General features: G+C 65.9%; 24 protein-coding genes and 1 tRNA gene. 5 read left to right on the top strand and 20 right to left on the bottom strand.

Translation table 11 applies throughout. The features are described from left to right. Positions 1–1004 precede the first annotated feature (1004 nt). Positions 1005–1223, top strand: coding sequence for a helix-turn-helix domain-containing protein (locus ACQPZ2_RS30920; protein WP_433521690.1), 219 nt, complete (start codon positions 1005–1007; stop codon positions 1221–1223). A gap of 229 nt (positions 1224–1452) precedes the next feature. Next, the gene (locus ACQPZ2_RS30925) at positions 1453–2718 is read left to right on the top strand and encodes a hypothetical protein (protein WP_433521691.1); all 1266 of its coding nucleotides are present in this window, start codon (positions 1453–1455) and stop codon (positions 2716–2718) included. 85 nt (positions 2719–2803) lie between these two features. Here the strand turns inward: ACQPZ2_RS30925 and ACQPZ2_RS30930 are convergent. Beyond that, positions 2804–2877, bottom strand: a tRNA-Pro gene (locus ACQPZ2_RS30930). Between the two features lie 93 nt (positions 2878–2970). Then, positions 2971–3723 (bottom strand): acyl-[acyl-carrier-protein] thioesterase, encoded by a 753-nt coding sequence (locus ACQPZ2_RS30935; protein WP_433521692.1) that lies wholly within the window; start codon positions 3721–3723, stop codon positions 2971–2973. Between the two features lie 126 nt (positions 3724–3849). Here ACQPZ2_RS30935 and ACQPZ2_RS30940 point away from each other — a divergent pair, with 126 nt between their 5' ends. Then, the gene (locus ACQPZ2_RS30940) at positions 3850–4368 is read left to right on the top strand and encodes a hypothetical protein (protein WP_433521693.1); all 519 of its coding nucleotides are present in this window, start codon (positions 3850–3852) and stop codon (positions 4366–4368) included. Here ACQPZ2_RS30940 and ACQPZ2_RS30945 read toward each other — a convergent pair. From ACQPZ2_RS30945 to ACQPZ2_RS30955, 3 genes are all read right to left on the bottom strand, one after another. Beyond that, on the bottom strand, positions 4365–5366 hold the full coding sequence (locus ACQPZ2_RS30945) for an LLM class flavin-dependent oxidoreductase (protein WP_433521694.1): 1002 nt from the start codon (positions 5364–5366) through the stop codon (positions 4365–4367). The two genes, ACQPZ2_RS30940 and ACQPZ2_RS30945, sit on opposite strands and share 4 nt — an antisense overlap. Positions 5367–5383: 17 nt before the next feature. Next, on the bottom strand, positions 5384–5683 hold the full coding sequence (locus ACQPZ2_RS30950; RefSeq protein ID WP_433521695.1) for an ArsR/SmtB family transcription factor: 300 nt from the start codon (positions 5681–5683) through the stop codon (positions 5384–5386). A gap of 72 nt (positions 5684–5755) precedes the next feature. Further along, positions 5756–6709: an Lrp/AsnC family transcriptional regulator gene (locus ACQPZ2_RS30955; protein WP_433521696.1), complete on the bottom strand. Its 954-nt coding sequence runs from the start codon at positions 6707–6709 to the stop codon at positions 5756–5758. 81 nt (positions 6710–6790) lie between these two features. Between ACQPZ2_RS30955 and ACQPZ2_RS30960 the strand changes: the two genes are divergently transcribed. Next, positions 6791–7615, top strand: coding sequence for an SDR family oxidoreductase (locus tag ACQPZ2_RS30960; protein WP_433521697.1), 825 nt, complete (start codon positions 6791–6793; stop codon positions 7613–7615). Positions 7616–7669: 54 nt separating this feature from the next. On the opposite strand, the gene der is transcribed toward ACQPZ2_RS30960, so the two are convergent. The 12 genes from der to steA form a co-directional block, all read right to left on the bottom strand. Next, positions 7670–9085 (bottom strand): ribosome biogenesis GTPase Der, encoded by a 1416-nt coding sequence (der, locus tag ACQPZ2_RS30965; protein ID WP_433521698.1) that lies wholly within the window; start codon positions 9083–9085, stop codon positions 7670–7672. Then, positions 9082–9792: a (d)CMP kinase gene (gene cmk / locus ACQPZ2_RS30970; protein WP_433521699.1), complete on the bottom strand. Its 711-nt coding sequence runs from the start codon at positions 9790–9792 to the stop codon at positions 9082–9084. Before cmk ends, der begins: the two co-directional genes overlap by 4 nt. Positions 9793–9824: 32 nt before the next feature. Continuing rightward, complete coding sequence (locus ACQPZ2_RS30975) at positions 9825–10703, bottom strand: pseudouridine synthase (RefSeq protein WP_433521700.1); 879 nt, start codon at positions 10701–10703, stop codon at positions 9825–9827. Between the two features lie 606 nt (positions 10704–11309). Beyond that, entirely contained in the window at positions 11310–11957 is a 648-nt protein-coding gene (scpB, locus tag ACQPZ2_RS30980; protein WP_433527564.1) for an SMC-Scp complex subunit ScpB, read from the bottom strand. Between the two features lie 791 nt (positions 11958–12748). After that, positions 12749–13552, bottom strand: a complete 804-nt coding sequence (locus ACQPZ2_RS30985; RefSeq protein ID WP_433527565.1) for a segregation and condensation protein A — start codon at positions 13550–13552, stop codon at positions 12749–12751. Positions 13553–13737: 185 nt separating this feature from the next. Beyond that, positions 13738–14712, bottom strand: a complete 975-nt coding sequence (locus tag ACQPZ2_RS30990) for a ParA family protein (protein WP_433521701.1) — start codon at positions 14710–14712, stop codon at positions 13738–13740. Between the two features lie 195 nt (positions 14713–14907). Then, positions 14908–15372, bottom strand: a complete 465-nt coding sequence (locus ACQPZ2_RS30995) for a cupin domain-containing protein (protein WP_433521702.1) — start codon at positions 15370–15372, stop codon at positions 14908–14910. A gap of 104 nt (positions 15373–15476) precedes the next feature. After that, complete coding sequence (gene xerD, locus ACQPZ2_RS31000) at positions 15477–16427, bottom strand: site-specific tyrosine recombinase XerD (RefSeq protein WP_433521703.1); 951 nt, start codon at positions 16425–16427, stop codon at positions 15477–15479. A 12-nt stretch (positions 16428–16439) separates the two neighbouring features. Continuing rightward, positions 16440–17099 (bottom strand): NUDIX domain-containing protein, encoded by a 660-nt coding sequence (locus ACQPZ2_RS31005; RefSeq protein ID WP_433521704.1) that lies wholly within the window; start codon positions 17097–17099, stop codon positions 16440–16442. Further along, a complete protein-coding gene (locus tag ACQPZ2_RS31010; protein ID WP_433521705.1) occupies positions 17100–18821 on the bottom strand; it encodes a CTP synthase in 1722 nt (573 codons plus the stop codon). Positions 18822–18951: 130 nt separating this feature from the next. Beyond that, positions 18952–19899, bottom strand: coding sequence for a copper transporter (locus ACQPZ2_RS31015; protein WP_433521706.1), 948 nt, complete (start codon positions 19897–19899; stop codon positions 18952–18954). Further along, positions 19896–21110: a putative cytokinetic ring protein SteA gene (gene steA / locus ACQPZ2_RS31020; RefSeq protein ID WP_433521707.1), complete on the bottom strand. Its 1215-nt coding sequence runs from the start codon at positions 21108–21110 to the stop codon at positions 19896–19898. Before steA ends, ACQPZ2_RS31015 begins: the two co-directional genes overlap by 4 nt. 159 nt (positions 21111–21269) lie before the next feature. Here steA and ACQPZ2_RS31025 point away from each other — a divergent pair, with 159 nt between their 5' ends. Further along, positions 21270–21689 carry an SRPBCC family protein gene (locus tag ACQPZ2_RS31025; protein ID WP_040689356.1) on the top strand — a complete coding sequence of 140 codons (420 nt, stop codon included), beginning with the start codon at positions 21270–21272 and terminating at the stop codon, positions 21687–21689. Positions 21690–21694: 5 nt separating this feature from the next. Here ACQPZ2_RS31025 and recN read toward each other — a convergent pair whose 3' ends face one another. The 3 genes from recN to ACQPZ2_RS31040 are packed head-to-tail and all read right to left on the bottom strand — an operon-like array spanning position 21695 to position 25252. Beyond that, a complete protein-coding gene (recN, locus tag ACQPZ2_RS31030) occupies positions 21695–23464 on the bottom strand; it encodes a DNA repair protein RecN (RefSeq protein ID WP_433521708.1) in 1770 nt (589 codons plus the stop codon). Further along, positions 23442–24434 carry an NAD kinase gene (locus ACQPZ2_RS31035; RefSeq protein WP_433521709.1) on the bottom strand — a complete coding sequence of 331 codons (993 nt, stop codon included), beginning with the start codon at positions 24432–24434 and terminating at the stop codon, positions 23442–23444. Before ACQPZ2_RS31035 ends, recN begins: the two co-directional genes overlap by 23 nt. After that, a complete protein-coding gene (locus tag ACQPZ2_RS31040) occupies positions 24431–25252 on the bottom strand; it encodes a TlyA family RNA methyltransferase (RefSeq protein ID WP_433521710.1) in 822 nt (273 codons plus the stop codon). Before ACQPZ2_RS31040 ends, ACQPZ2_RS31035 begins: the two co-directional genes overlap by 4 nt.

A 25252-nucleotide genomic window follows, 5' to 3' on the forward strand; every position in this document is an offset into this window, starting at 1 on the left:
CGGATCCGGGATTTGGGGTTTCATGGAGGTTGGGATGAATCGCGGATCGGGTCAGAATTGAGTTACCCATGCATTCGTTCCGCAATGGTCTCTCCGGCGTGCCTCCGCCGTCATTCATCGCAGCCCCACGCACACAGCTAGGTACCAGCTCGTGCCGATGGCTCGACTTCCCTGTGGCCTCGCGAGAACAGCCCAGCCCGAGGCACTCTCACGTTCAACCCGCCACTGCTTTGACGACTATGCCGAGAGTCAACTGCGACACGGTGTTTCGTTCGGGACAGATGGTGAAGGGTGACCAGGTCCGGCTCGCTGCCGACGATGTTGCCGAACGACTGAGAGTTCCCACGATTTTCCGATCTTGCAGGACCCGAACGAGCGTGGCACCAAGGAAATTAGCTTCTCAGAGCGTCTTTCAGCACATACTGCCGCAGATACGCGCGCGGCAGAAACCTGAGAAGGAGCGAACTCCGTGGAGGCGGACCCCCGATCACAGCCCAGCATCAGCAGCCGTTCGAGTCCTTCGTGGGCCCGCGATCGTGAACTGCCCCTCCACATTCCAAGCTGCGTATGCAAGCATTTGGATCGCCGCTATGGATCCATGCAGAATGCGGCGCTTCGGATCGGGACACACGCCCGGTCCCGAGCACCGTCCTGCGGCGTTCATCTTCGCGTTGAATGGTCTAGCTGCCCGGAACCAGTTGTCGGAGCAGCTCGCTTTCCCCTGCCATGACAGCGACGCCGCCACCTCGCTCAGCCCGCCCATTGTCGTTGTGCCGCAACGTAACAGACCGACTGCCACGCCGCGACGCAGGGACCGTGCAGCGCCATCTCATCAGTGCGACCTGGCGGCGGCCACCGATCTTGGTGTTCAATGGAGGGTGGGTACGTTTGCGCTGGGAAGGATCCGAGAGAGGTGCTTACCCATGCCGCAAAAACCCCACCGCACCGCGCTTCGCAGTCGGGGGGCATCGCCCCTGACGCCACGTCCACGGATCGGGCCCGCGATGTCCGGTGACGAAGTCTGGCTGAGTTCACTCGAAGTCTCCCAACGGTTGAAGATCCCGCTGAAGACGCTGGCGTCGTGGGCCAGCGCCGGTCGCGGCCCGCGCTTCGCCCGGATGGGCCGGTACCGCCGCTATCGGCTCAGTGACCTGCTCGCCTGGGAACAAGAACAACTCGACCGAGGCGGCGGAACGGGCCCCACCCGAAAGACGCACGGCTGAGCCGAAACGATCGGCACAGCGCGGCCTCACGATGCTCCCGGTAAGAGGCCCGGGCATCGGTAGTTAATTCTCAGCTATCTTCCGGCTCTTGCCGTCAGCGGATCGGCCTGCCCAAGATTCTCACGCAGACCGATCTCGCGGCGAAGCGCATGACGCACATGTGAATTCCTTCGAGAACTTGGCTGTCGACCAGTGAATCAGTAGCAATCAGAATGTTGGGAAGGGTGTGATGGGCGGTAGGTTGCCGAAGCCGGTCGGAACTTTCGGGGTGCCGACCAAGCCGAAGAAGCAGCGCAACGGGCGCTGGCGCACCACTGTCCGCTACTACGGTGCGGGCGGTGCGCAGCAGCTCGAGCGCATGGGTGTCAGTGCCGACGACGCCCGTAACCGGCTGGCGGAGGCCATGCGCGATTACCGCGAGCAGCTCGGGCGTGCTCGGATCACACGCAACACCAAGCTGATTGCGCTGGCCAAGGAACTGCTGGCCGAGCTGGCCGGCGATGACGCCTATACCGCGAGCAACATCGAGGACTACCGGCGCGAGATCTACGTCTCCACCGACCGGCGCGCCAACAAGGCCACGATCAAGATCGAGAACTCCATCGGGAACCTACAGATCTGGCAAGCCACCGCCGGCGAACTCGACCGCCACATCAAACACTTGGTCTCCCTCGGAATGCGACGCAAAGCCAAGCAGCACAAAATCATCCTGCGAGCGATGATGCAGATCGCCCTCCGCCACGGCGTGATCGACACCAACCCCGTCGACGGCGTCGCCGCATTCACCCGACGCCGCGTTCCCGCGCGCGGCAAAATCGGTGACCACAGTGCACTGCCAGCGTTCCGGGCCCAGGTGCGGGCCTGGGCGCGCGGAGAAGCCATCCCCGGTACCCCCGCCTACACCAGCGGTCCCGCCCGGGACTGGACGGTGGTGTGGGTGGTGGACGTGATCACCGGCACCGGAATGCGACCCCACGAGGTGTTCGCACTGCTACTCGATGACATCGACCTCGACGCTAGCGACCCCTACCTCGATGTCACCGGAACCCTGGTGGAGATCAAGGGCGCCGGTGCCGGCGGCTGGGTGCGCAAACCCGCACCGAAATCCGACAACGGGTGGCGGCGAATCCTGTTACCCGAGCACACCGTCGAAGCAGTCCGCGAAGCCATCAAGGACCTCGAAGTCACCGCACGCCCCAACCCCGACCGGCTGCTGTTCCCCGCCCGCAACGGCTCGGTACGCAACCCCAACAACTTCGGACGCACCTGGCGCGCCGCCCGCGGCGACGACTTCGCCTGGGTCACCCCACGCACCTTCCGCAAAGGCGTGGCCACCGCCGTCGATCACGCCTCCGGCGACCCCGAACGCGCCGCCCGCCAACTCGGCAACACCCGCGAGGTCGCCAAAACCCACTACATCGACATCCCCGAGACGGTCCCCGACAACCGAGCCGTGCTGGAGGCCTGGGCACGCGGACCGGAGCCGAAAACGTGAGATTTTTGTGAGATCGTTCAAATCCCGGAGCTTCTCCAGAAACGAAAAAACCCCTTCCGATGCTGGTCGGAAGGGGTTTCGTCTGTCGGGCTGACAGGATTTGAACCTGCGACCACCTGACCCCCAGTCAGGTGCGCTACCAAGCTGCGCCACAGCCCGTTGCGCCTGGTGTTCGGGCGCTCGGAAAGATTACCTCAGGGGGCGCCCAGACGCCGAATCGCCTGGTTATCGGTGTGGCGGGTGGGGCGGGAGTCAGCGTGGGGTGATGCGGGCGGTGGCTCGGGGGTCGTCGGCTACGACGAACCAGGCGTCGAGGGTGCTACCGGTGCGGCGACCGATTACGCGGACTTGCTCGCCTGCTGTCAGCGGTTTGGTGTATTCGATGACGGTGCGGTGCGGGCCGGAGGTGAGATCGGTGTGGGTGGCGAGGAGTTCTTCCAGGGCGCTGAGGTAGACCGCGTTGTTGACATGGTCGAGCCAGTCGAAATCGGCGACGCGCAGGGGGAAGGGCAATTCCTGGACGTCGGGGCCGGTGGGTAGTGGGTCGGTGAGTGCGGCTTTCCAGCGCAGGCGGTGTTCGGTGGTGCTGGCGAGCATGGGTGCCATGAAGCGGTCGCTCATGCGCGCCGGGACGCCGGATTCGGCGCCGAAATGGATGAGGAATCCTTCGGTTTCGACCAGACCGCCGTTGCTGCCGCAGATCTGCACGCGCATATTGCACCAGCGGTTCGACAGCGCCGAGCACCAGCGCCGCAGGGTGACGTGCTCGCCGAATTCGATGGGCTTGAGGACGTCGATGACGGTGCGGCGGACCACCCAGCCACGGTGGGTGTCACCGTCCTCGACGGCTTCGAGGTGCTCGAAGCCGATGTCCTGCAGGTAGCGGGCGATGGCGTCGAGGCGCAGACGCTGGTCCCGGTCGGTGTCGGCGAGGCGGACCGGCCAGCCGGTTTCGAACGGGGATCCGACGGTAGGGCGTTCCGGCAGCACGCTGGGAATGACCATGTACGGATAATGCCAGGTCCCGCCCCTCCGGCCGCACCCCGACCCGCTCAGCGTGTCCACGGTATCGACGTGGTGCTCCCGCCAGTGGTGATAGGTGTTCGCACTGGGTTAAATAACGTTGAAGCTATGAGTCCCCCGGCCACGCCGTGGTCGAACCAGCCCAAGGGCCTCCCGAGCAAGGAGTCCAGCGGCGGCGCGGAGCTGGCCATCGACCCGGTGATTCTCACCGCCATCACAATTCCGTCGAGGCGACGGAAGTACTATCCCGACCTCGGCATGCTCATTGGAACCAGTTTCGCGGTCCTGCTGTCTTTGGTGGCCTACCTCTTCATCGCGTCCATCGGTTCGGCACCGGCGGCCAGGTCCGCGGGCACCGATACCGCCGCCGCCCCGGCGAACGCGGCCCAGGTCAGTCACGGGCTGACCATCGGCAAGGTCACTGCCAACGACGGCAAAACGCTTGCGGTGCAAGGGATATTGGGTGCCACGACGAACGTTCGTGTCAGCACCGATACCCGGGTGCTTGTCCTCACCGGCAATAGCGTGTCGGATGTGACGGTCGGTGCCGCGGTCGTCGTCTACGGCAATAAGGAAGCCGACGGCACGATTACCGCGAACCTGATCGTCGGCGGCTCGGTGAGCTAGGAGGCTACCGGCTCGGTGATGAGACCGCCGGTGAGTTCGACGGACCGGAGTCGGTCATCGATTTCGGTGGCGTGGTGGGCGACGATGAGTTCGTCCGCATCGATGGAGCCCGCGAAATCCGCCAGGTACGAACGGACTTCGGCGGGTGTGCCGACGGCGGTGTATCGGGTCATCGCGCTGAGCTGGCTGCCGTTCGGTGAGGCGAGGAACGCATCGATCTCCTCGTCGGTGAAGTCCGCGCCCGCCGCGCCACGCCGAATCATGGCTCGCGCGCGAGCACGGTAGGAGATCGTCTTCTGCGCCACTGCCGAATCGTGGTCTTCGGCCGCGAACACATTGACACCGGCCATCACATACGGCTCGGCGAGTTGCTCCGATGGCCGGAAACTTTCGCGATAGACGGCGACCGCCTGGTGCAGCGCGTCCGGCGCGAAGTGGGACGCGAAGGCATACGGCAGGCCGAGCTGCGCGGCGAGCTGCGCACCGAATAGTGACGACCCCAGAATATAAAGCGGCACAATGCCTTCCGCTCGCGGCACGGCCTGCACGCCCGGTACTCGCGAGTTGCCCGACAGATAGCCCTGCAGTTCCAGCACATCCTGCGGGAAGGAGTCCGCCGAGGAGGGATTGCGGCGCAGCGCGAACATGGTCTTCTGGTCACTGCCGGGCGCTCGGCCGAGTCCGAGGTCGATCCGCCCGGGAAATAGCGTCTCGAGGGTGCCGAACTGCTCCGCGATCACCAGCGGTGAGTGATTGGGCAGCATGATGCCACCCGCACCGAGCCGAATTGTCTCGGTCTGCGCCGCGACGTGACCGATGAGCACACTGGTGGCGCTGGACGCGATCGAGCGCATGTTGTGGTGTTCGGCGTACCAGACGCGTCGATAGCCGCTGCGTTCGGCGGCCCTGGCCAGCGCGACGCTGTTTTCGAAGCTGTCGCGTGCGGTGCTGCCGGGTGCGACCGACGCCAAGTCGAGGATCGACAGTGCGGTGGGCATAAGACTTCCTTCGTAGCTCAGAGAACGCGGTTCAGTTCTTCGGTGAAGGCCCGGATGCGGGCTTCGTCGCGGCGGTAGTAGGTCCACTGGCCACGCCGGGTGGCACTGAGGAAGCCAGCGCGCTGCAGGATCGCGAGGTGTGCCGATATGGTCGAGGCCGAGGTCCCCGCCTTCTGCTGGATGAGACCGACGCAGACCCCTAACTCGCCGGCGTCATCGCCCCGCGCTGGGAAGTTCGTGTCCGGATCCTTGAGCCACGCCAGGATGCGCAAGCGGGTCTCATTCGCCAATGCCTTGCACTCGTCGAGCACATCCACCTCCTTTCGGTATTTCGCTAATTAACGAACTTACGCCGGATGCCACGACTCGGCACCGTGACGCAGCACACGTCAGAGGAGCAGGGAGCCCGCGCGTTTGACGGTACGAATGATCGGAGCGGTTTCGAGCGTGGCGATGCCGGGAAGTTCGGCGATACGCTCGGTGAGGTAGCGACCGAGATCTCGAGGGTCACGGCAGTTGACCGCCGCGACCAGGTTGGTAGCGCCGGTGGTGACAGCGGCGAAGGAGACTTCGCGGTGGCGGGCCAGCGCCTCGCCGACGGCGACGGTAGCGGCCGGTTGGGTGGCGATCCAGAGTCGGGCCTCCGTGCCGAATCCCAGTGCAGCGGACGGGATATCGAGCTGGAATCGCAGGATTCCGTTGCGGCGCATGGCTTCCATCCGGCGGCGCACCTTGGTTTCGGACCACCGGGTGGCGGTGGCGAGGTCGGTGTAGGAGGTGCGGCCATCGTGGTTGAGGGCGCGCAGCAGGGACTTATCGCCTTCGTCGAGATGAAGGGGTTCGTCGTCTGGGTCGACGGGGACGGGCTCGAGGTGGTCTACCTGGTCGAGTGTCAGCGCGGCTGAACCTCGCCAGCCGTCGGGCAGCACGAATCCGCGCAGCAGCAAGTGCGCGGACATGGCCACGATTCGGCTGGTGCGTGGAAGTTTGTGCAGCAGTAGCGCTTCCTGCTCTTCGATACTGCGGGTCCGGACCGTGCAGGAGACCTCGGTGCCAGCGGAGAGAAGATACACGAAGGACGTATCGTCGCGTGCCGCAAGGGCTTTCGCGACAGAACCGGCGGCGTCGGGAGTGCAGCGCAATCGGATCGTCCATTGGACGTAACCGAGCCGCTGACCGTTCACCAACCCGATCACCCTGAGCCCATGCGCATTTCGCAGCTGACGATACCGACGTGCCACGGTGTTCTCGGAGACGTCGAGAACCTCGGCGATGGTTCGGAACGACGCCCGGCCGTCGATCTGCAGCGCATGAACGATCCCTCTCTCGACGGCATCCATCATTGACCCTCCATGCCTGACGGTTTCCAGCAATATCAGACCTCACTCTGGTTGATTTCGCTCCCTCAACGCCAGGATCGGGGCATGAACATCCTCATCCTCGCCGCTACCGGAAACATCGGTAGCCAACTCGTCCGCCAACTGCGCACCGCCGGTCACACTGTGCGGGCAGGCACCCGCAACCCACCGGCCGTCGGCTTCCCGCCCGACGTGCAGGTCGTGCGCGTCGAACTGTCCGAACCCGACACGCTGCTCGCCTGCCTCGACGACATCGACGCGGTCTTCCTGCTGTGGCCGCTGCACACCGGCGCACAACTACCCAAGGCACTCGATCTCATCGCCGAGCGCGCCCGGCGCATCGTTTTTCTCGGTACCGGCGGCATACCGGACCTCAGCTTCGAGGATCAGGAGAAGCTGGTGCACGGCTGCGGAATCGAATCGGTGGTGCTGCGCCCGAGCACCTTCGCCGTCAATACCCTCTGGTGGGCCGATGAGATCCGAACCGGCGGTATCGTGCACGGCAGCCACGGCGAGCTCTCGATGAGCCTGATCCACGAGTCCGATATCGCGGCCGTCGCGGCCCGGACACTTACCGAAAAAACCCATGCCGGAGCCACTTACACGCTGACCGGACCGGAGGTACTCACCCGGGCGGAGCAGGTCCGGATCATCGGCGAAGCACTCGAGCGCCCCTTGCGCTGGTCCGAACTCACCCGCGACCAGGCCAGACAGCGCCTACTCGCGGACGACACGTTTCCCGACTCCTTCGTCGACGTCCTCCTCGACGGCTACACCGAGATGCTTGCCGCGCCCCGCCCCGAAATCACCTCGACCGTCGCCGATATCACCGGTCGCCCGGCACGTTCCCTCGCCGAATGGGTATCCGACCACCTCGCCGACTTCCGCTGACCGCGAATTGAGAACGAACGCCGTTGCTCAGCAACGGCGTTCGTTCCGAGGGGCCTACTTCCGGCGTTCCCGCTTCTCACGCACACGAACCGAAATACGAACCGGGGAACCATCGAAGCCGAACTCCTCGCGCAGCCTGCGCTCCAGGAACCGGCGGTAGCCCGCCTCCAAGAACCCCGTCGTGAAGAGCACGAAGGTCGGCGGCCGGGTCGTTGCCTGCGTGGCGAACAGGACGCGCGGCAACCGGCCACCGCGCATCGGCGGCGGCGTCGCCGCGATGACTTCCTTGAGCCAGTTGTTCAGCCGACCGGTCGGGATTCGCTTATCCCAGGATTCCAGTGCGGTTTCCATTGCGGGAACAAGCTTTTGGACGGCACGGCCGGTATGCGCGGAGATATTGACGCGCTGCGCCCACGGCACGCGGACCAGATCCCGGTCGACTTCCTTGTCGAGCTGCAGGCGACGGTCCTCGTCGACCAGATCCCACTTGTTGAAGGCCAGCACGAGCGCGCGACCGGAGTCGGCGACCATGCTGATCACCCGCAGGTCCTGTTCGGTGATCGGCTCGGAGGCGTCGATCAGCATGATCGCGACCTCGGAGGCCTCCAACGCCGCCTTCGTGCGCAACGAAGCGTAGAACTCCATGCCGCTGGCATGGGAGACCTTGCGACGCAGACCGGCGGTATCGACGAATTTCCAGATCCTGCCGCCCAATTCGACCAGCGAATCGACCGGGTCGACGGTCGTGCCCGCGACATCGTGCACAACCGAACGCTCGTCACCGGAGAGCTTGTTGAGCAAGCTGGACTTGCCGACGTTGGGCTTGCCGACCAGCGAGACCCGGCGCGGACCGGTGCCGCCGGTGCCCTCACGCGGGGTCTCCGGGAGAACTTCCAGGACATCGTCGAGCAGATCACCGGTGCCGCGGCCGTGCGCGGCGCTGACCATGCGCGGCTCACCGAGACCGAGCGACCACAGCGCGGCGGCCTCGGCCTCGACGCGCTCGTCGTCGACCTTGTTGGCGACCAGGATCACCGGAATCTTGGAGCGGCGCAGCTTCTTCACCGCGGCCTCGTCCGTGGCCGTCGCACCGACGACGGCATCGACCACCAGCAGGATCGCGTCGGCGGTCTCCATGGCCAGTTCGGCCTGGCGGGCGACCGACTGCTGCAGGCCCTTGGCATCGGGCTCCCAGCCACCGGTGTCCTGCACCAGGAAACGGCGACCCGCCCAGTTCGCCTCATAGGAGATGCGGTCGCGGGTCACGCCGGGAATGTCCTCGACGACGGCTTCACGACGGCCGAGGATGCGGTTCACCAGGGTCGATTTGCCGACATTCGGGCGGCCGACGACCGCAACCGTCGGCATCGCGAGGTGTTCGTCCTCGCCGAACTCACCGTCGAGATCGGCTATCTCCCAATCGGTTTCGTCGCTCCAGACGCCATCTCCCGCGAGAACGTCTTCACTCACTGTGTCCTGCCTGTCCGGCCGATCGAAACCTGCCGCACCACAACGCGATACAGCTCGTCGATGACCTCATCCATATTCAGTTCGCTGGTGTCGACCTGCACCGCGTCATCGGCCGGACGCAGTGGGGACACCGTGCGAGTGGAGTCGAGGGTGTCGCGACGCTGCACGTCGGCGAGTACGCCCTCGTAGTCGTCGCCGCGGCCTTCGGCGATGTTCTGCTGGTTACGCCGCTGCGCGCGGGCCTCGGCGGAGGCGGTGAGGTAGATCTTGGCGTCGGCATCCGGCAGCACGACGGTACCGATATCGCGCCCCTCGACCACGATTCGCTGTGCGGCGGAAGCGATTTCACGCTGCAGCGCGACGAGCAGTTCGCGCACCTCGGCCACGGCGGACACCGCGGACACCGCCCTGGTGACGGCATTGCCGCGGATCTCCGAGGAGACGTCCTCACCGTCGAGCAGGATCAGCTCACGGCTGGGATCGGTACCGATGGTCAGCGGCAGTTCCTTGACCGCGGCACCGATGGCTGCCGAATCGGTCAACTCGACACCGGCACGCAGCACCCGCAGCGTCGCGACGCGGTACATCGCGCCGGTGTCGAGGTAGCTGGCGTCGAGCCGGGTGGCCAGTCGCCGCGACACACTGGACTTGCCCGTGCCCGAAGGCCCGTCCATGGCGACGACCAGCGGCGTGGTGCCTTCAACCATCGCAGGGACCTCCACGGGAATCTCTACACCGTTCACAACGACACCGCCTCGTAAAGTTTGCCGACTTCATCGCGGCCGATCACGCGCAGCGTGCCGGGCCGTTGGTCGCCGAGTGCGACCGGACCGATATTGGTGCGCACCAACCGCGTCACCGGATGACCGACCGCGTCGAGCAGCCGACGCACGATGTGCTTGCGCCCTTCGTGCAACACGATCTTGACCAGCGAACGTCCCTCGCCCAGCTCGAGCACCTGGAACCGGTCCACCTTGGCCGGACCGTCCTCGAGCTCGACACCGTCGCGCAGGCGCTTGCCGACCGACTTGTTGACCTCACCGTTCACCGTCGCCAGATAGGTCTTCGGGACCTGGAACGACGGGTGCATGAGCCGGTGCGCGAGATCGCCGTCATTGGTGAGCAGCAACAGCCCCTCGGTGTCGGCATCCAGCCTGCCGACGTGGAACAGGCGCTGACCGGCCGCGATGCGTTCGGCGACGATATCGCCGACGCACGGGCGGCCGAGATCGTCGGACATGGTGGACTGCCAGCCCTTGGGCTTGTTCAGCGCGATATGGACCAGTTCCTCACGCACCATCACGCGGGTGCCGTCGACGCGGACCACGGCATGCTGCGGATCAATCCGCAGACCCTGCTCGGTGACAATGGCGCCGTCGACCTCGACCCGCCCCTGGGCGATCATCTCCTCGGCGGCGCGGCGCGATGCGACACCGGCCTTGGCGAGAACTTTCTGCAGCCGCTCGCCCTCGCCCCACGGCAACTTCTCGTGACCGCCCTCGGCGGGCTGGTCGACGTGCTGTTTCTTGGCGGGCTTGGCGTTGCTCAGCAGCGGGGCGGAGACCACCTTCTTCTGCGGCTTCGGATTCTTGGGCTTCTTGCCGACGGGCGCGGACATAGCGGCCGACGATGTGCGGCGCGACGGATTGCCTTGCTGCGCAGCGCCTCCCGGCGTATAGCTGCGCGAACCGGCGCTACGTGGAGCCGAGCTGTCTTGTGCGCCAGCGCGATAGCCGTCGCCGCGCGAACCACGATGATCGGAGCCGCCCTGCGACGAACCGCGGTAGCCCGAGCCGCCTTGTGCGGAACCGCGATAACCGCTGTCCCCCTGGGCAGAACCGCGATAACCGCCACCCTGCGACGAGCCACGTCGATCTGATCCGCGCTCGGCGGAACCGCGATAGCCACTGTCGCCGTGCGACGAACCGCGATAGCCGCTGTCGCCCTGCGAGGTGCCGCGGTAGCCGCCACGCGAGGAGCCACGCTGATCACCCTGCGACGAACCGCGGTACCCACGGTCGCCGCCTTCTGAGCTCCCCCGATAACCCCCTTGCGAGGAGCCGCGCTCGGAACCGCCCCATGCGGCCCCACGCTGCGTACTTCCCCGTTGCGCCGAACGCATATCGCGTGCGTTTCGGCCTGCGCCGCCCCTGGTGGGCTGGTCGCTTCTGTTCCTACGATCCGGTGTGCCATCTCGGCGAGCGGGCGTATTCATGTTGTCCTGTCAGTCTTCTTCGGTACCGAGATCCAAATCGGTCTCGGCGGATTTCTTCAACCTGGTGTAACGGGGGTCCGTGTCCAGGCTCTCGTTGATCTCGTCGATCAGGTCGACGCCCGGCAGCAGGGGCGCCAGTGGCGGCAGATCGGACAGCGATGCGAGTCCGATCCGCTCCAGGAACAGTTCGGTCGTGCAGTACTGCGTGCCGTTCGTTTCCGGGTCGACCCCGGCCTCGGCGATCAATCCGCGAGCCAGCAGGGTTCGCATCACACCGTCGACGTTCACGCCGCGCACCGCGCTGACCCTGGTCCGGGTCACCGGTTGGCGGTATGCCACCACCGCCAATGTTTCCAGAGCGGCCCTGGTCAATTTCGACCGGGCACCATCGAGCAGCATCCGTTCCACATACGGCGCATACTCGCTGCGAGTATAGAAGCGCCACCCGTCACCCACGAAACGTAGATCGATGCCACTGGCCCGCGCGGACAGTTCCGCGGCCATTTCGTGCAGCGCCCGCTCCACCCGCGCCGGTTTGTCCTGCAACGCGTCGGCCAGCAGTTCTACCGGGGCCGGAGCGTCCACAATGAGCAGCATCGCCTCCAACGCCGACCGGAATTCACCGTCATCCAGCGGTTCGGGCGTGAACTCCGCCACTTCGTCTTCGGAGCCGGCGGCGACATCTCTTTTGTTCTTCGTCGCACGTGCCGTCTTCGTCGCACTTACAGAAGCTCGGGCCTCGTCCCTACCACTTCCCAGCCGCGTCTCACTCGGTCCGCCAGCAAGGCCGTCGCCATCCTCCATGCTCGGCGCCACCTGCTCGCTGACGCTCGGCTCGGCTGTGCCGGAGGAATCGCCGTCGACGATCGGACTGCTCACGGCCTCGGTCGCACCGGCCGAAGCTGCGGGCTCCTCGCCTCCACTGCTCGTCGGCGTCGTATCAGTGCGCCCCGCGACGCCTTCGACTCCACCCGATGCCTGCCCGCTGAGGCTCGGCTCGACCTGGCTCGAGGAATCCGGGTCGATTCGACCGCTTACAGCCGGTGCTTCCAGCTCGCCCGAAATCGCCGCATCGCAGGCGTCATCACCGCTCGAATTCGCCGCATTGCCGTCGAATCCTGGCGTGCAAGCATCTGCGGCGTCCTCGATGAACTCATCGCGCCCACTAGACGCCGCCTTGTCGACGCTCGATTCTGCGGCGCTCGCACCCACCGCGACACCGCCGCTCGAACTCAGCGCCGCACGACCGTCGGTTCCTAACACATTCGCATCCGCGGCGCCTTCGATGCTCTCATCACTCGAAGATGCCGCCTCGTCGCTCGATTCCGCCGCATCGCCACTCCGCGCGGCGACTGTACGATCACCACCGTCGACCTGCTCGCCCACGACCCCGGTGTCGTGCTCGATGCCGGTGTGCTCGACGGGTGTCGCATCGTCGGTGCGCTCACTCACCCGTAGTCCTCCTCGATGGTCACGGTGTCGGCGGTCTCGTCCTTGGGGTCGCCGGTCCAGCTGATCGAGAGCGGGCCGAGCGGGTCGGGTTGGTCGAACTCGATCGTCTTGCCCCGGTACAGCTCGAGCAATGCGAGGAAGCGGGCGACGATCTGGATCGGCACATCACAGTCGGCGACCAGTTCGCCGAAGGTCGTCCAGCCGCCCGGTCCGCGCAGTTTGAGCTGTTCGAGCACGAGCGCAGCCTGTTCGGCGACCGAGAAGGCGTGCTGGTGCAGGTGGTCGAGTCCGACCCGCGGCGCCGGGCGAGGCCGGAAGGCCGTCGCGGCGATCGCGGCGAACTGGTTTGCGTCAACTCCCAGCGTAACCTCGGGCAGCAGGTCGGCGTAGCGCTCCTCCAGCCCGACCGCGCGCGGATAGCGCCGCAACGCGACCGCCTCCAGTTCCCCGAGCAGTTCGGCGACCTGTTTGAACGCGCGGTACTGCAGCAGCCGGGCGAAGAGAAGATCGCGTGCCTCGAGCAGTTCGAGATCCTCGGTGTCGGTCACCTCACCGGACGGAAGCAATCGCGCCGCCTTGAGGTCCAGCAATGTCGCCGCGACGACAAGGAATTCGGTGGTCTGATCGAGGATCTTGTCCGCACGCAATGCCTGCTGCCCGATGCTGGCGGTCAACGCCTTTGTGTAGGCAATGAATTCGTCGGTCACCTGATGCAACGCGACCTCGGTGACATCGAGCTTGCGCGAACTGATCAGATTCAGCAGCAGATCGAACGGCCCTTGGAAGTTGCTCAGCCGCAGCTGGAACCCGGAGGTCTGGGCCGTCGGCTCGCTCTCGCCGCCAGGTCTACCGGGCGGATCATCCGCGGCCGAGTCGTTCGCAGCCGACGCGGCACGCCCGGCGCCGGAGTCCCGATCGACGAACTCATCAGACTCCGAGCCGAGCGTATCCGTGTTCGTCGATGGCGCCGGTTCCGTACCGCCGATCACCGGCCGGACCGGTGGATGACTTCCCGCGCCATCGCCCGATATGCTTCGGCCCCACTGGATTTCGGTGCCCACGTGGTGATGGGTTCACCCGCGACGCTGGCGTCGGGAAAACGTACGGTGCGCGCGATCGCCGTGTCGTACACCAGGTCGCCGAACACTTCGACGACGCGCGCCATGACCTGGCGCGAATGTAGTAGCCGCGCATCGAACATGGTCACAACGATGCCGTACAGGCTCAGGCGCTGGTTCAAGCGGTCCCGCACCTTCTCTACGGTGTCGTTGAGCAAGGCAAGTCCGCGCAGTGAAAAGTATTCGCACTCCATCGGAATGATCACGCCATCGGAACAGGCCAGCGCATTCACCGTGAGCAGGCCGAGCGACGGCTGGCAGTCGATGAGGATGTAGTCGTAGCGATCGCGCACCGATTCCAGTGCGCGGCCCAGTGTCTGCTCCCGGCCGACCTCATTGACCAGCTGAATCTCCGCTGCGGACAGATCGATATTGCTCGGCAGCAGGTCCAGATTCTCGACGCGGGTCTCCATCAGGACATCGTCGATCGAGACCTTGGATCCGATGAGCAGGTTGTGCACGGTCAGATCGAGATCGTGGTGGGCCACACCCAATCCCGCCGACAGCGCACCCTGCGGATCCAGGTCGACCAGCAACACCCGCCGACCGAACTCCGCGAGCGCGGCGCCCAGGTTGATGGTCGAGGTGGTCTTGCCGACGCCCCCCTTCTGATTGCACATCGCGACGATCAGCGCATCACCGTGGTTTTCGACCGGCGGCGGGTCGGGCACGACACGCAGCGGGCGTCCGGTCGGGCCGAGCGTCGCATCCTCGGGGACGGGGTCGGCGCCGTCGCCCCACAGCGTTTCCGCCGCGGCGGCCGAGTACGGACCCGTCCGGGGACCCGTAAGCGGCTGCGCCCCAGCACTCATCGGCGGCTCTGCCGCACCGGCTGTCGTCACGATCCGCTGCTCCTTATACGTTCCTGCCCGTTGCCTTCGCCCACTCCGGCATCTTCTGCCCGAGCGTAGCGAGGCCGATCAGGCCCGACCTCGCTTTCGTACGGTCCAGCTCTCGATAGACGCTACCGCTTGACAGCGCAAGACCCACGCTCGGACACGCGACACCCGCGTTTACCTGCGCAAGCGTCCACTCCCCTAGCGCCAATCGGGTCCACCGTCGAAATGGACGTCGAACCGATCGTGGAGCTCATCCATGCTGTCCCAATCCGCCTCACCCCGAGCGATACGACCGAGCTGCCGGAAGTGCTCGAACCGGACGATACCCGGTGTGAGTACCGCGAAGAACTCGGCGGGACCGTCCGCGGACGCCCCGAAGGCATGGACAGTACCCGGCGGAATCACCACCAGACCACCCTTCGCGACCGCATGCCGTTCGCCGTCGACGAGGAATTCCATGGTCCCGTCCAGGACATAGAGGATTTCCGTGGACTTCGTGTGATGGTGCGGCCTGGTCCCATCCGCGCCAGCCCGCAGGACGAGCCGATTCGCTCCGAACAGCCCATCGGTGTTCTCGCTGTCCTCGAGCAACTGGAACGATCCGCCACCGGGCAGCGCCACCGCCTCGACATCGCGCTCCTTAGCGATGAAAGCCTTTGCCATCCAACTCACCTCACGTCGGTAGGCCGAGACCACCCGATCCCGGCATAACGACACAACCGGACCACGGTCCCAATTCTTCCGCGGCGGTCTCCGGAGCACAGCGGTCAGCGGGCGCGGGGGTGAGCGGTTGCCCAAACCTCGCGAAGCGTGTTCACAGTGACCAAGGTGTAGATCTGAGTAGTTGTCACCGACGCATGTCCCAGAAGTTCCTGGACCACACGCACATCCGCACCCCCGTCGAGCAAATGCGTTGCGAAGGAATGACGCAGCGTATGCGGCGAAACCGTGGCCCCGATGCCCGCCCGCTCGGCGGCGGTCTGCAAAACCTGCCAGGCACTCTGCCGCGACAACCGACCACCGCGAGCATTCAGAAACAGCGCGCCCGCAGTGCCTTTGCCGTTCGCGGCGAGCACCGGCCGCCCCCGCACCAGATAGGCGTCGACAGCTGCCAGCGCGGGCCTGCCGATCGGAACCATGCGCTGCTTGCCGCCCTTGCCGTGCAACACAACAGCGCGTTCCCCGGTATCGAGATCGTCCACATCGAGCCCGACCATCTCCGAAATCCGCGCCCCGGTCGAATACAGCAGCTCGAGCAGCGCCCGATCGCGCAATCCGCGCGGCCCGCCGTCGGTTCCGACCCCGTTCGCGTCATCGATCGGCCCGCCACCAGCAGCCTCCAGCAGCCGCAATACCTCGTCGTACGGCAGCGCTTTCGGTAATCGACGTCCCGGTGTCGGCGGCTTCACCGCATGCGCGACATCGGTACTCGTCATACCCTCCGCCGCGGCGAAGCGATGCAGCCCGCGCACCGCGATCAAGGCACGAGCGACCGAACTCGCGGCCAGCGGCGGGTGCGTGTCCCCGCCCGCCCGCAGCACCATCGTGAACTCCGCGACATCGGATTCGGAGACCTGCTCGAGCGCCGTAACCCCGCGCCCGGTCAGGAAATCCCGATACCGGTCGAGATCGCGACGGTACGCACCGAGGGTGTTGCGGGCGGCGCCGCGCTCGACCGCAAGATGATCGAGGTAGGCGTCCACCTCCCGCGCGAGCACCGCCCGGACCCGTCAGTCTTCGGACTGCCGCTGCGCCTTGCGACGCAGGAATGCGGTGGGCTGTCCCGGCCACGGCGCGTCGGCCGGACGCAACTGCACCCCGCCCGCCCTGGCAGCCGCGAGCGCGAGCAGCCCGGCGACCGCCGTGGCATTGACGATCTCACCGGCCAATGCGGCCCGCACGGCCTCGTCCACCGGCAGGCGAACCAATTCCAGGTCCGCCTCCTCCAATTCCGGCTCCGGCCGGTCGGTTTCGTACAGACCCCGCGCGGCATACACCCGCAGCGCCTCATCGGTGAATCCGGGCGACAGCGCGACATCCACCAAAACCGACCATTCCCTGGCGGCCAGTCCGGTCTCCTCGGCCAATTCGCGCTTGGCCGCTGCCAGCGGATCCTCGCCGGGCACATCGAGCAGTCCGGCGGGCAGCTCGAGCAGCCGCCGACCGATCGGATGCCGATACTGCCTGATCAGTACCACATTGTCGGCATCATCAATGGCCGCAACCGCAACCGCCGCATGATGTTCGATCACCTCGCGCTCGACGACGCGTCCGCCCGGCATTGCCACCTGGTCGAGCCGCAAGGCGAGGATGGCACCGCTGTACATGGTCTTGCTCGCCACAGTCTCGAAGTCGTGGCTGCCCGGCTGGGCTCCCCCGTTATCACTCATCTACGACGCCTGATCTGCGTTCGCGAACTCTTCGTCCGGGATATCGACCGGAAGCCGCTCGGCCAGTTTATATTTCAGCGCCGCCGCGATCAGCGCCGCGAACAGTGGATGCGGGCGAGTCGGGCGGCTCTTGAGCTCCGGATGCGCCTGGGTGGCCACAAAGAACGGATGCTTATTCGCAGGCAGCTCGACGAATTCGACCAGATGTCCGTCGGGGGAGGTACCGCTGAATTTCAAACCGCTGGCGGCGATCTTGTCGCGGTAGGCGTTGTTCACCTCGTAGCGATGCCGGTGCCGCTCGGAGACCTGGTCGGTGCCGTAGGCCTGCGCGACCACCGAACCCTTCTGCAGCGTCGCCGGGTAGGCGCCGAGGCGCATGGTGCCGCCGAGATCGGCCTCACCGGCCACGATCTCCTTCTGATCGGCCATGGTGGAAATCACCGGATGCGGTGTATCCGGCTCGAATTCGGCCGAATTCGCTTCGGCCAGACCGACCGAGCGCGCGGCTTCGATGACCACACACTGCAAGCCCAGGCACAGACCGAGCAGCGGAAGCCCCCTGGTCCGCGCATATTTGATGGCGCCGACCTTGCCCTCGATGCCACGGATACCGAACCCACCCGGAATCAGCACCGCGTCCGCATCGCGCAGCGCGGCCTGCGCACCCGCCGGGGTCTCGCACTCATCCGACTGCACCCAGCGGATATTCACCTTGGCCCGCGAGGCGAAGCCGCCCGCGCGCAACGCCTCGGTCACCGATAGATACGCATCGGGCAGATCGACGTACTTGCCGACGAGTGCGACCTCGACCGTCTCCCGCGGCTGGTGCACCCGATCCAGCAGATCGCCCCACACGGTCCAGTCCACATCCCGGAACGGCAGCCCGAGCCTGCGCACCACATAGGCGTCAAGCCCTTCACGGTGCAGCACCTTGGGAATGTCGTAGATCGACGGCGCATCCGGCGTGGAGATGCAGGCGTCCACATCGACGTCGCACATCAGCGCGATCTTGCTCTTGAGCGCCTGTGGCACCTCACGATCGCAACGCAGGATCAGCGCGTCGGGCTGGATACCGATATTGCGCAGTGCGGCCACCGAGTGCTGGGTCGGCTTGGTCTTGAGCTCACCCGATGGCGCGAGGTAGGGCACCAGCGATACGTGCAGGAAGAACACATTGTCCCGGCCCACATCGTGGCGGATCTGGCGCGCGGCCTCGAGAAAGGGCTGCGATTCGATATCGCCGACGGTGCCGCCGATTTCGGTGATCACCACATCGGGCACCTGCCCCTGTAGATCCGGCCCCTGCATCGCCAGGATGCGACTCTTGATCTCGTCGGTGATGTGCGGGATAACCTGCACCGTGTCACCCAGGTATTCACCGCGACGCTCCTTGGCGATCACCGACGAATAGATTTGCCCGGTAGTCACATTCGCGTCCCGGGACAGATCCCGGTCGAGGAACCGCTCGTAGTGGCCGACATCGAGATCGGTCTCCGCGCCGTCCTCGGTGACGAACACTTCGCCGTGCTGGAACGGATTCATGGTGCCCGGATCGACGTTCAAGTACGGGTCGAGTTTCTGCATGGTCACCCGCAGTCCGCGCGCGGTCAGCAGCTGACCGAGGCTGGAGGCGGTAAGACCCTTACCCAATGAGGAGGCGACACCACCGCTGACGAAGATGTGCTTCGTGGCCGTTCGCGCCTGATTCCGTGTATGACCCACGGGTCTTCACGGTAACACGAAATTGCTGGTCTGATCACACGCCACGCACGTTTGCCACCGAGTCGCTGCGATCGATCGGATCCGCACCGTGCGCCATGTTCGCAGCACCGGGCATCGCGGGTCGGGCGGGTCAGCTCGAGGGCAGTGCGACGAGTGTGAGGGAGGTCGCCTTGGTGCCGGTTCCGTATCGGCCCGCGCCGCCGTTGAGCTGCTCGCTCAGACCGAGCACGGTGGTGACGCGGCCGATATCGCGGTCGAGATTGTCGACGGTGGTGACGGCGGTGGCCAGCGCGGCGTCGGAACGAATGATCGCGATCGGGCCCGGATTGTCGGCAGCGCCGGATCGGCCCGCCAGCACCGCCCCCGCACCGCGACCACGCAGGGCGCCGGCGAACCGGGCGATATTGCTGCCCTGACTGTTCTCGCTGGACTTCGCGCCATCGCCGGTGACGACAACGGCGAGGTTCGCGGCCTGCGTCGGGGTGTCGCCGTAGGCGAGGAAGCCGCCGCCGCGCAACGTCTCCAGCACCAGGCTCAACTCCTGCGGGGTGCTGCGCGGTTGCGCGCTCACGGGATCGAGCAGCAGCACCAGGCCGAGCAGATCGCCCGCCATACTGCCCTGATCCACCTGGCCGGTGCGCAGTTGCGCGCCCGCGGGGATGACATTGGTGACCGCGGTGCGCATCCGGTCGCCCTCGGCCGCGTCGAGGAAGGCGTCGTTGAGCGCGATGCGGGCGGTCACGGTGGCGCCCGAGGTTTCCAGGTCCTTCGCGACGGCCTCGACATCGGCGGGTTCGGCATCGGGGGTCGTGAACACCACGACGCTGCGGTCGGTGAGCGTCCCGCCGAGGATCCGCCCCGCCGATCCGGCGATGAACCGGTCCGCGGCATTCATTTCGTCGCCGAACCGCCGGTTCTGATCGGTGGCCACATCGAGCTGTTTGCGCAGATCCGTTTTATCCGCGCGCAATCCGGTCAGCAGGTCCGCCGCCACGGTCTGCGACCCGAGCACCACACCGAGGGCAAGGGCCAGGAAGATCGCGACAATCGAAACCGCATGCTGCCGAATCGAAATCATCGGGTCCCTCCCGCACCGGCTAGGCCCTCGGCCCACAGCGCGAACCGATTCCAGGTATCGGCCGCCCAATCCAGCGCCTCGGTCCCCATATTCGAGGCGAGCATGGCCACGATCACCGCGACCAGCGCGGCGAGTACGACCATCGCGATGGCGGTGCCGGACACCCGGTTTCGGTAGAGCGTGGCGACGGCCTTGGCATCCATGAGTTCGGTGCCGATTTTCAGCCGGGTGAGGAAGGTCGCCGGATTGCTGTCGCGACGGCCGCGGTCGAAGAAGTCGTCCAGCGAGGCGGCGGCGCCTGCGGTCACGATCAGCGATGCGCCATGGTGGTGGGCCAGCAGCAGGGCCAGGTCGGAAGCTGCGCCGGACGACGGGAAGGTCGTCGCGCCGATGCCGAGATCTTGGATGCGTTCCAGCCCCTTGGCGTGGCCGTCGGTATCGGCGGGCAGAATCATCTCGGCACCGGATTTCAAGGTGGCGGTGGTGATTTCGTCCGGGTCGCCGACGATCAGATCGGGGCGGTAGCCCTGCTTCATCAAGGTATCCGCACCGCGGCCGACGCCGACCATGATCGGCGCGTACTCCTTGATGAAGGGCTTCAGTCGCTTGAGATCGTCGGCGTGCTCCGGGCCGTCGGCCACCACGACCACATGCCGATTCTTCATGTCGAGCTCGAGCTCCGGCACCCCGATACCGTCGATGAGCAGCGCACTCTCGGTGCGAATGAATTCGATGGTGTTGCCCGCAAAGGCCTCGAGATGATCGGCGAGACCGTTGCGCGCCTCGATCATCCGCTCGGCGACATCGGATTCGGTCAGCTCGATGCCCGTGACCAGGACCTCGGGCTCCTTCTTGACCAGCTTGTCGGAGTAGACGACGCCCTCATCGATGCGAACCTTGGCGCCGTCCTTGATCCGGAAGGCATCCGAACTCACGGTGTCCAGCAGCAGAATTCCGTTGGCGACCAGCACTTCCGGCCCCAGATTGGGGTAGCGGCCCGAGATCGATGGCGAAGTATTCACCACCGCGACCACACCCGCCTCGACCAACTGATCGGCGGTGAGCCGATCCAGATCCATCTCATCGAGTATTACGACATCACCGGGCCCGACCCGCTTCAGCAGACGCCTGGTGTTGCGGTCAACCCGAGCTGTCCCGGTCAATCCGGGCAGCGCTTCGGTGCTCTTCGACAACAACGCCAACATCTTCATGGGGCCGATCCTGTCCGCAAACCCTCAACCATTGGTGGAGGCGCGCCGTATCACCTATCACATTCGTCACTGTGATAACACGAACACCACGCCGCGCCGAGAGCGCGCCAGCAAGTACCCGTATGCTGCGGGTCACAGATATCCCGAATAGGAGTCATCATGGTCAGCAGTACCGTCGACGCCGTGATCGCGGCACCGCGCGATGTCGTCTACAAATTCTTCACCGAGCGGGATGGCATCAACCCGTACATCCCGGTCGACTTCACCCTGAAGACCCCGGGCTCGCCCACCCCGACGGGGGTCGGCGCGCAGTACTTCATCGGCAAGGCCGGCGTCGGCATCGTCGAGGAGACCACCAAGCTGGTCCCCGGCGAACTCATGGAATACAAGATCATCAAGGGTGCGCCGGTGAAGCGGCACGTCGGCACCATCACCTTCACCGACACCGATAACGGCACCCTGGTCTCCTACACGATGGAGTCCGAGCCCAGCCTTCCCGTCCCCGCGAAGGTGCTGGAATTCGGCCTGAAGAACCTCATCAACCAGTTCATCAAAGGCGCCCAAAAAGCCCTGCGCTGAACTCCTCAGGCCAGGGCACGTTCGGCGCGAGCGGTTTCGAGCAGTTCCTCGGCGTGGGCGCGGCCGGTTTCGGTGTCATCGAGACCGGCCAGCATGCGAGCCAATTCGATGACGCGCTCATCCTTGGTCAATGCCCGGACGCCGCTGTTGACCTTGCCCTTGCCGTCATCGGACTTGTCCACCACCAGATGGGTGTCGGCGAATGCCGCGACCTGCGGCAGGTGGGTCACCACGATCACCTGATGGGTGCGCGCGAGCCGGGCGAGTCGGCGGCCGATCTCGACCGCGGCCCGGCCGCCGACACCGGCGTCGACCTCGTCGAACACCATGGTCGCGCCATGATCCGAACTGGCGAGCACCACTTCGAGAGCCAGCATCACGCGCGACAACTCACCACCGGATGCGCTCTTGCTCAACGGCAACGACTGCGCACCGGAATGCGCGGACAGCCGGAATTCCACCTCGTCGACACCGGTCGAACCCGCGTGCAATTCCTGCCCGTCCACCGTCAGCGGCGCGGAGTCCTGCGGGCTCGCGGGCACCGGCCGCACCACGACCTCGAGCTTCGCCTTACCCATCGCGAGCCCACCGAGTTCGGCGCTCACCGCCGAGGCGAGCTTGCCCGCCGACTTGGTGCGCGCCGCAGTCAATTTGCGTGCCGCTTCCCGAACGCGGTCCGCGGCGATATCCACCTCCGCCGCCAGCGCGGCCAATGCCTCTTCGGAGACATCTAGCGAGCCCAGACGCGTGCGCGCCTCATCCGCCCACGCGATGACCCCGTCGATATCCGGTGCGTACTTGCGCGTCAGCGATTTCAACTCAGCCTGCCGGGTGAGCAGCGAATCCAATGTGCCCGGGTCCGAAGGCAAATCCGAAAGATAGCCACTGAGCTCGGTGGTGAGATCGACGACGACCGCGATGGCCTCGCCGAGCCGCGGCCCGAGCGCGGTCAGCGCCGGATCGTGCGCCGATTCGATGCGGGCCCGCGCGGCGCCGAGCAATTCCAGTGCGCCCGAACCGTCTTCGGGCGAATCGGCGGGACCGGCCAAGGCATCGTGCGCGACCGCGGCGGCCTCACGCAGCGAATCCAGATCGCTGAGCCTGCGCACCTCGTCCACGATGCGCTCATCCTCGCCGGGTTCCGGTGCGATGGCATCGATTTCGGACAGCGAATGCTTCAGCCGGTCGGCCTCCAACGCGAGTTCCCTACTGCGCGCGGTACGTTCGAGCAGCTCAGTGCGGGCGTCGAGCCAGGACCGCCGCTGCACCTGGTACTTACGCAGCAGCGAACCGACACTATCGGCGGCGAACTGATCCAGCGCGGACAGCTGCTGATCCGGACGCTGCAGGCGCAGCTGGTCGTTCTGACCGTGCACGGTCAGCAACGGCGCGGTGAAATCGGCGAGGACGGAGGCGGGTACGCCGCGCCCACCCAGGTGTGCGCGGGAGCGTCCGTCGCTGCCGACGGTGCGGATCGCGATGATGCTGCCGTCGTCATCGCGTTCGGCCGCAGCCGATTCCAGGACTTCCTGCACTTGCTTCTGCGCGGTGGTATTCACCTCATCGACGGTGAAGCGCCCCTCGACCACGGCCCGGTCCGCACCCAACCGGACACGGCCCGCATCGGCCCGCGCACCGCTGAGCAGGTGCAGGCTGGTCACCACCATGGTCTTACCGGCGCCGGTCTCACCGGTCAGAACCGTCAGACCCTCATGGAATTGCGCGGTGGCCGTGGATATGACGCCAAGCCCGTCAATCCTGATCTCTGTCAGCACGTGTGATCTCCGTTCGCCGTCGGCCACGCCAGCCTGTCACGGGCAATTGGAATTTGCGCACCATCCGGTCCGCGAACGGTGCGGAATCCAACCGCACCCACCGCACCGGTTCGGCGCCGCGGACCGCCTCGAGCCGACCGCCCTTCGGCAATGCCAGGGTGCGCCTGCCATCCAGGAAAACTATCGCATCATGGCCCGCCGCAACGGATTCGACCGCGATCCTGGACTCCGGACTGGTCACCAGCGGCCGTGCGAACAGGGCGTGCGCATTGCTCGGAATCACCAGCAGCGCTTCGAGTTCGGGCCACACCACCGGGCCGCCCGCGGAGAACGCGTAGGCTGTCGATCCGGTCGGTGTGGAGATGAGGATGCCATCGCAACCGAACTGCGAAACCGGCCGCCCGTCGACCTCGAGGACCACCTCCAGCACACCCATGCGCGAGGCGTTCTCGATACTGGCTTCATTGAGCGCCCAACCGGTTTCGACGATCTCGTCGTCCACCCGGACGTTCACATCGATGGTCATCCGATGCTCGAGTCGGTAATCGCCGCGGACCACGCTCGCCAATGCCTCATCGAGGTGTTCGGCCTCGGCCTCGGTGAGGAAACCGATGCGGCCCAGGTTGATTCCGAGTACCGGCACCCCCGCCGGCCTGGCCAGTTCGGCCGCGCGCAGGAAGGTGCCGTCACCGCCGAGCGAAAGCACCATCTCGCAGCCGACCGCCGCGTCCGGGCAGTGCTCGACCACGCGCGCCGGATATCCGCCCGGTTCCGCGACGGCCGTCCCGCCCGGGGTGTCGGGCTCACAGTCGAATCGGGTGCTGTCCGCCTCGTCCGCGAGCACGCGCAGCCCGATACCCGCGTCGGCGAAAATCTTCGCGACACGATGAGCGGTTTCGATGATCTCCGCCCGGCCCGGATGCGAAACCAGCAGAATCTCTCTGGATTCGACCGGCGTCAGCGCGTTCACTGTGGACCCTCCTCAACCGCACGTTCGACAAGCGCCGCGACCTGCTCGCCGTCGTACTCGAACTGCCCGTCTTTACGCAGCCACACAAAGTATTCGACATTGCCCGATGGGCCGGGCAGCGGGCTGGCCACCACCCCGACGGTGCGCAAGCCCAATTCGGCGGCCGCCGCCGCGACATCGCGCACCACTTCCGCGCGCAATGCGGGATCACGCACCACACCGCCGGAGCCTACTCGCTCCTTGCCCACCTCGAACTGGGGTTTGACCATAGGCAACAGGTCGGCACCCGGTGCGGAGCAGGCAGCGAGGGCGGGCAGCACCAGATTCAGTGAGATGAACGACAGATCGCCGACAACCAGTTCGACGGTGCCGCCGATGGATTCGGGGGTGATGGCGCGAACATTGGTGCGATCGAAAACTTGCACCCTGTCGTCGTTCTGCAGCCGCCAGATCAGCTGGCCGTAGCCGACATCGACGGCGACAACCTCACGCGCCTGCCTGGAGAGCAGTACGTCGGTGAAGCCACCCGTCGACGCACCGGCATCCAGGCAGCGCTTCCCGCCGACGGTCAAGCCCAGGGGTTCGAAAGCTTCGAGCGCGCCGAGCAGCTTATGCGCACCGCGCGACGCCCACGACACCTCGTCGGGCTCCTCGCGCACGACCAACGGCGTGCCGGTCTCCACAGCAGTCGCAGGCTTCACAGCGACAGTTCCAGCAATCAGGACGCGGCCCGCACCGATCAGCTCGACCGCATGTTCACGCGATCGCGCCAATCCGCGGCGAACCAGTTCGGCGTCCACCCGCGCGCGCCTGGCCAC

Source organism: Nocardia pseudovaccinii, from assembly GCF_050942345.1.
In the GTDB taxonomy this organism is placed as follows: Bacteria; Actinomycetota; Actinomycetes; order Mycobacteriales; family Mycobacteriaceae; genus Nocardia; species Nocardia pseudovaccinii.

Coding starts and splice junctions, on each gene's coding strand:
- ACQPZ2_RS31015 (WP_433521706.1), bottom strand. CDS start 19,899: ATGATTTCGATTCGGCAGCATGCGGTTTCGATTGTCGCGATCTTCCTG.
- ACQPZ2_RS30920 (WP_433521690.1), top strand. CDS start 1,005: ATGTCCGGTGACGAAGTCTGGCTGAGTTCACTCGAAGTCTCCCAACGG.
- ACQPZ2_RS30995 (WP_433521702.1), bottom strand. CDS start 15,372: ATGGCAAAGGCTTTCATCGCTAAGGAGCGCGATGTCGAGGCGGTGGCG.
- ACQPZ2_RS30940 (WP_433521693.1), top strand. CDS start 3,850: ATGAGTCCCCCGGCCACGCCGTGGTCGAACCAGCCCAAGGGCCTCCCG.
- ACQPZ2_RS30935 (WP_433521692.1), bottom strand. CDS start 3,723: ATGGTCATTCCCAGCGTGCTGCCGGAACGCCCTACCGTCGGATCCCCG.
- ACQPZ2_RS30960 (WP_433521697.1), top strand. CDS start 6,791: ATGAACATCCTCATCCTCGCCGCTACCGGAAACATCGGTAGCCAACTC.
- ACQPZ2_RS30945 (WP_433521694.1), bottom strand. CDS start 5,366: ATGCCCACCGCACTGTCGATCCTCGACTTGGCGTCGGTCGCACCCGGC.
- ACQPZ2_RS30975 (WP_433521700.1), bottom strand. CDS start 10,703: ATGTCCGCGCCCGTCGGCAAGAAGCCCAAGAATCCGAAGCCGCAGAAG.
- ACQPZ2_RS30955 (WP_433521696.1), bottom strand. CDS start 6,709: ATGATGGATGCCGTCGAGAGAGGGATCGTTCATGCGCTGCAGATCGAC.
- ACQPZ2_RS31025 (WP_040689356.1), top strand. CDS start 21,270: ATGGTCAGCAGTACCGTCGACGCCGTGATCGCGGCACCGCGCGATGTC.
- ACQPZ2_RS30925 (WP_433521691.1), top strand. CDS start 1,453: ATGGGCGGTAGGTTGCCGAAGCCGGTCGGAACTTTCGGGGTGCCGACC.
- steA (WP_433521707.1), bottom strand. CDS start 21,110: ATGAAGATGTTGGCGTTGTTGTCGAAGAGCACCGAAGCGCTGCCCGGA.
- ACQPZ2_RS31005 (WP_433521704.1), bottom strand. CDS start 17,099: ATGAGTGATAACGGGGGAGCCCAGCCGGGCAGCCACGACTTCGAGACT.
- cmk (WP_433521699.1), bottom strand. CDS start 9,792: ATGGTTGAAGGCACCACGCCGCTGGTCGTCGCCATGGACGGGCCTTCG.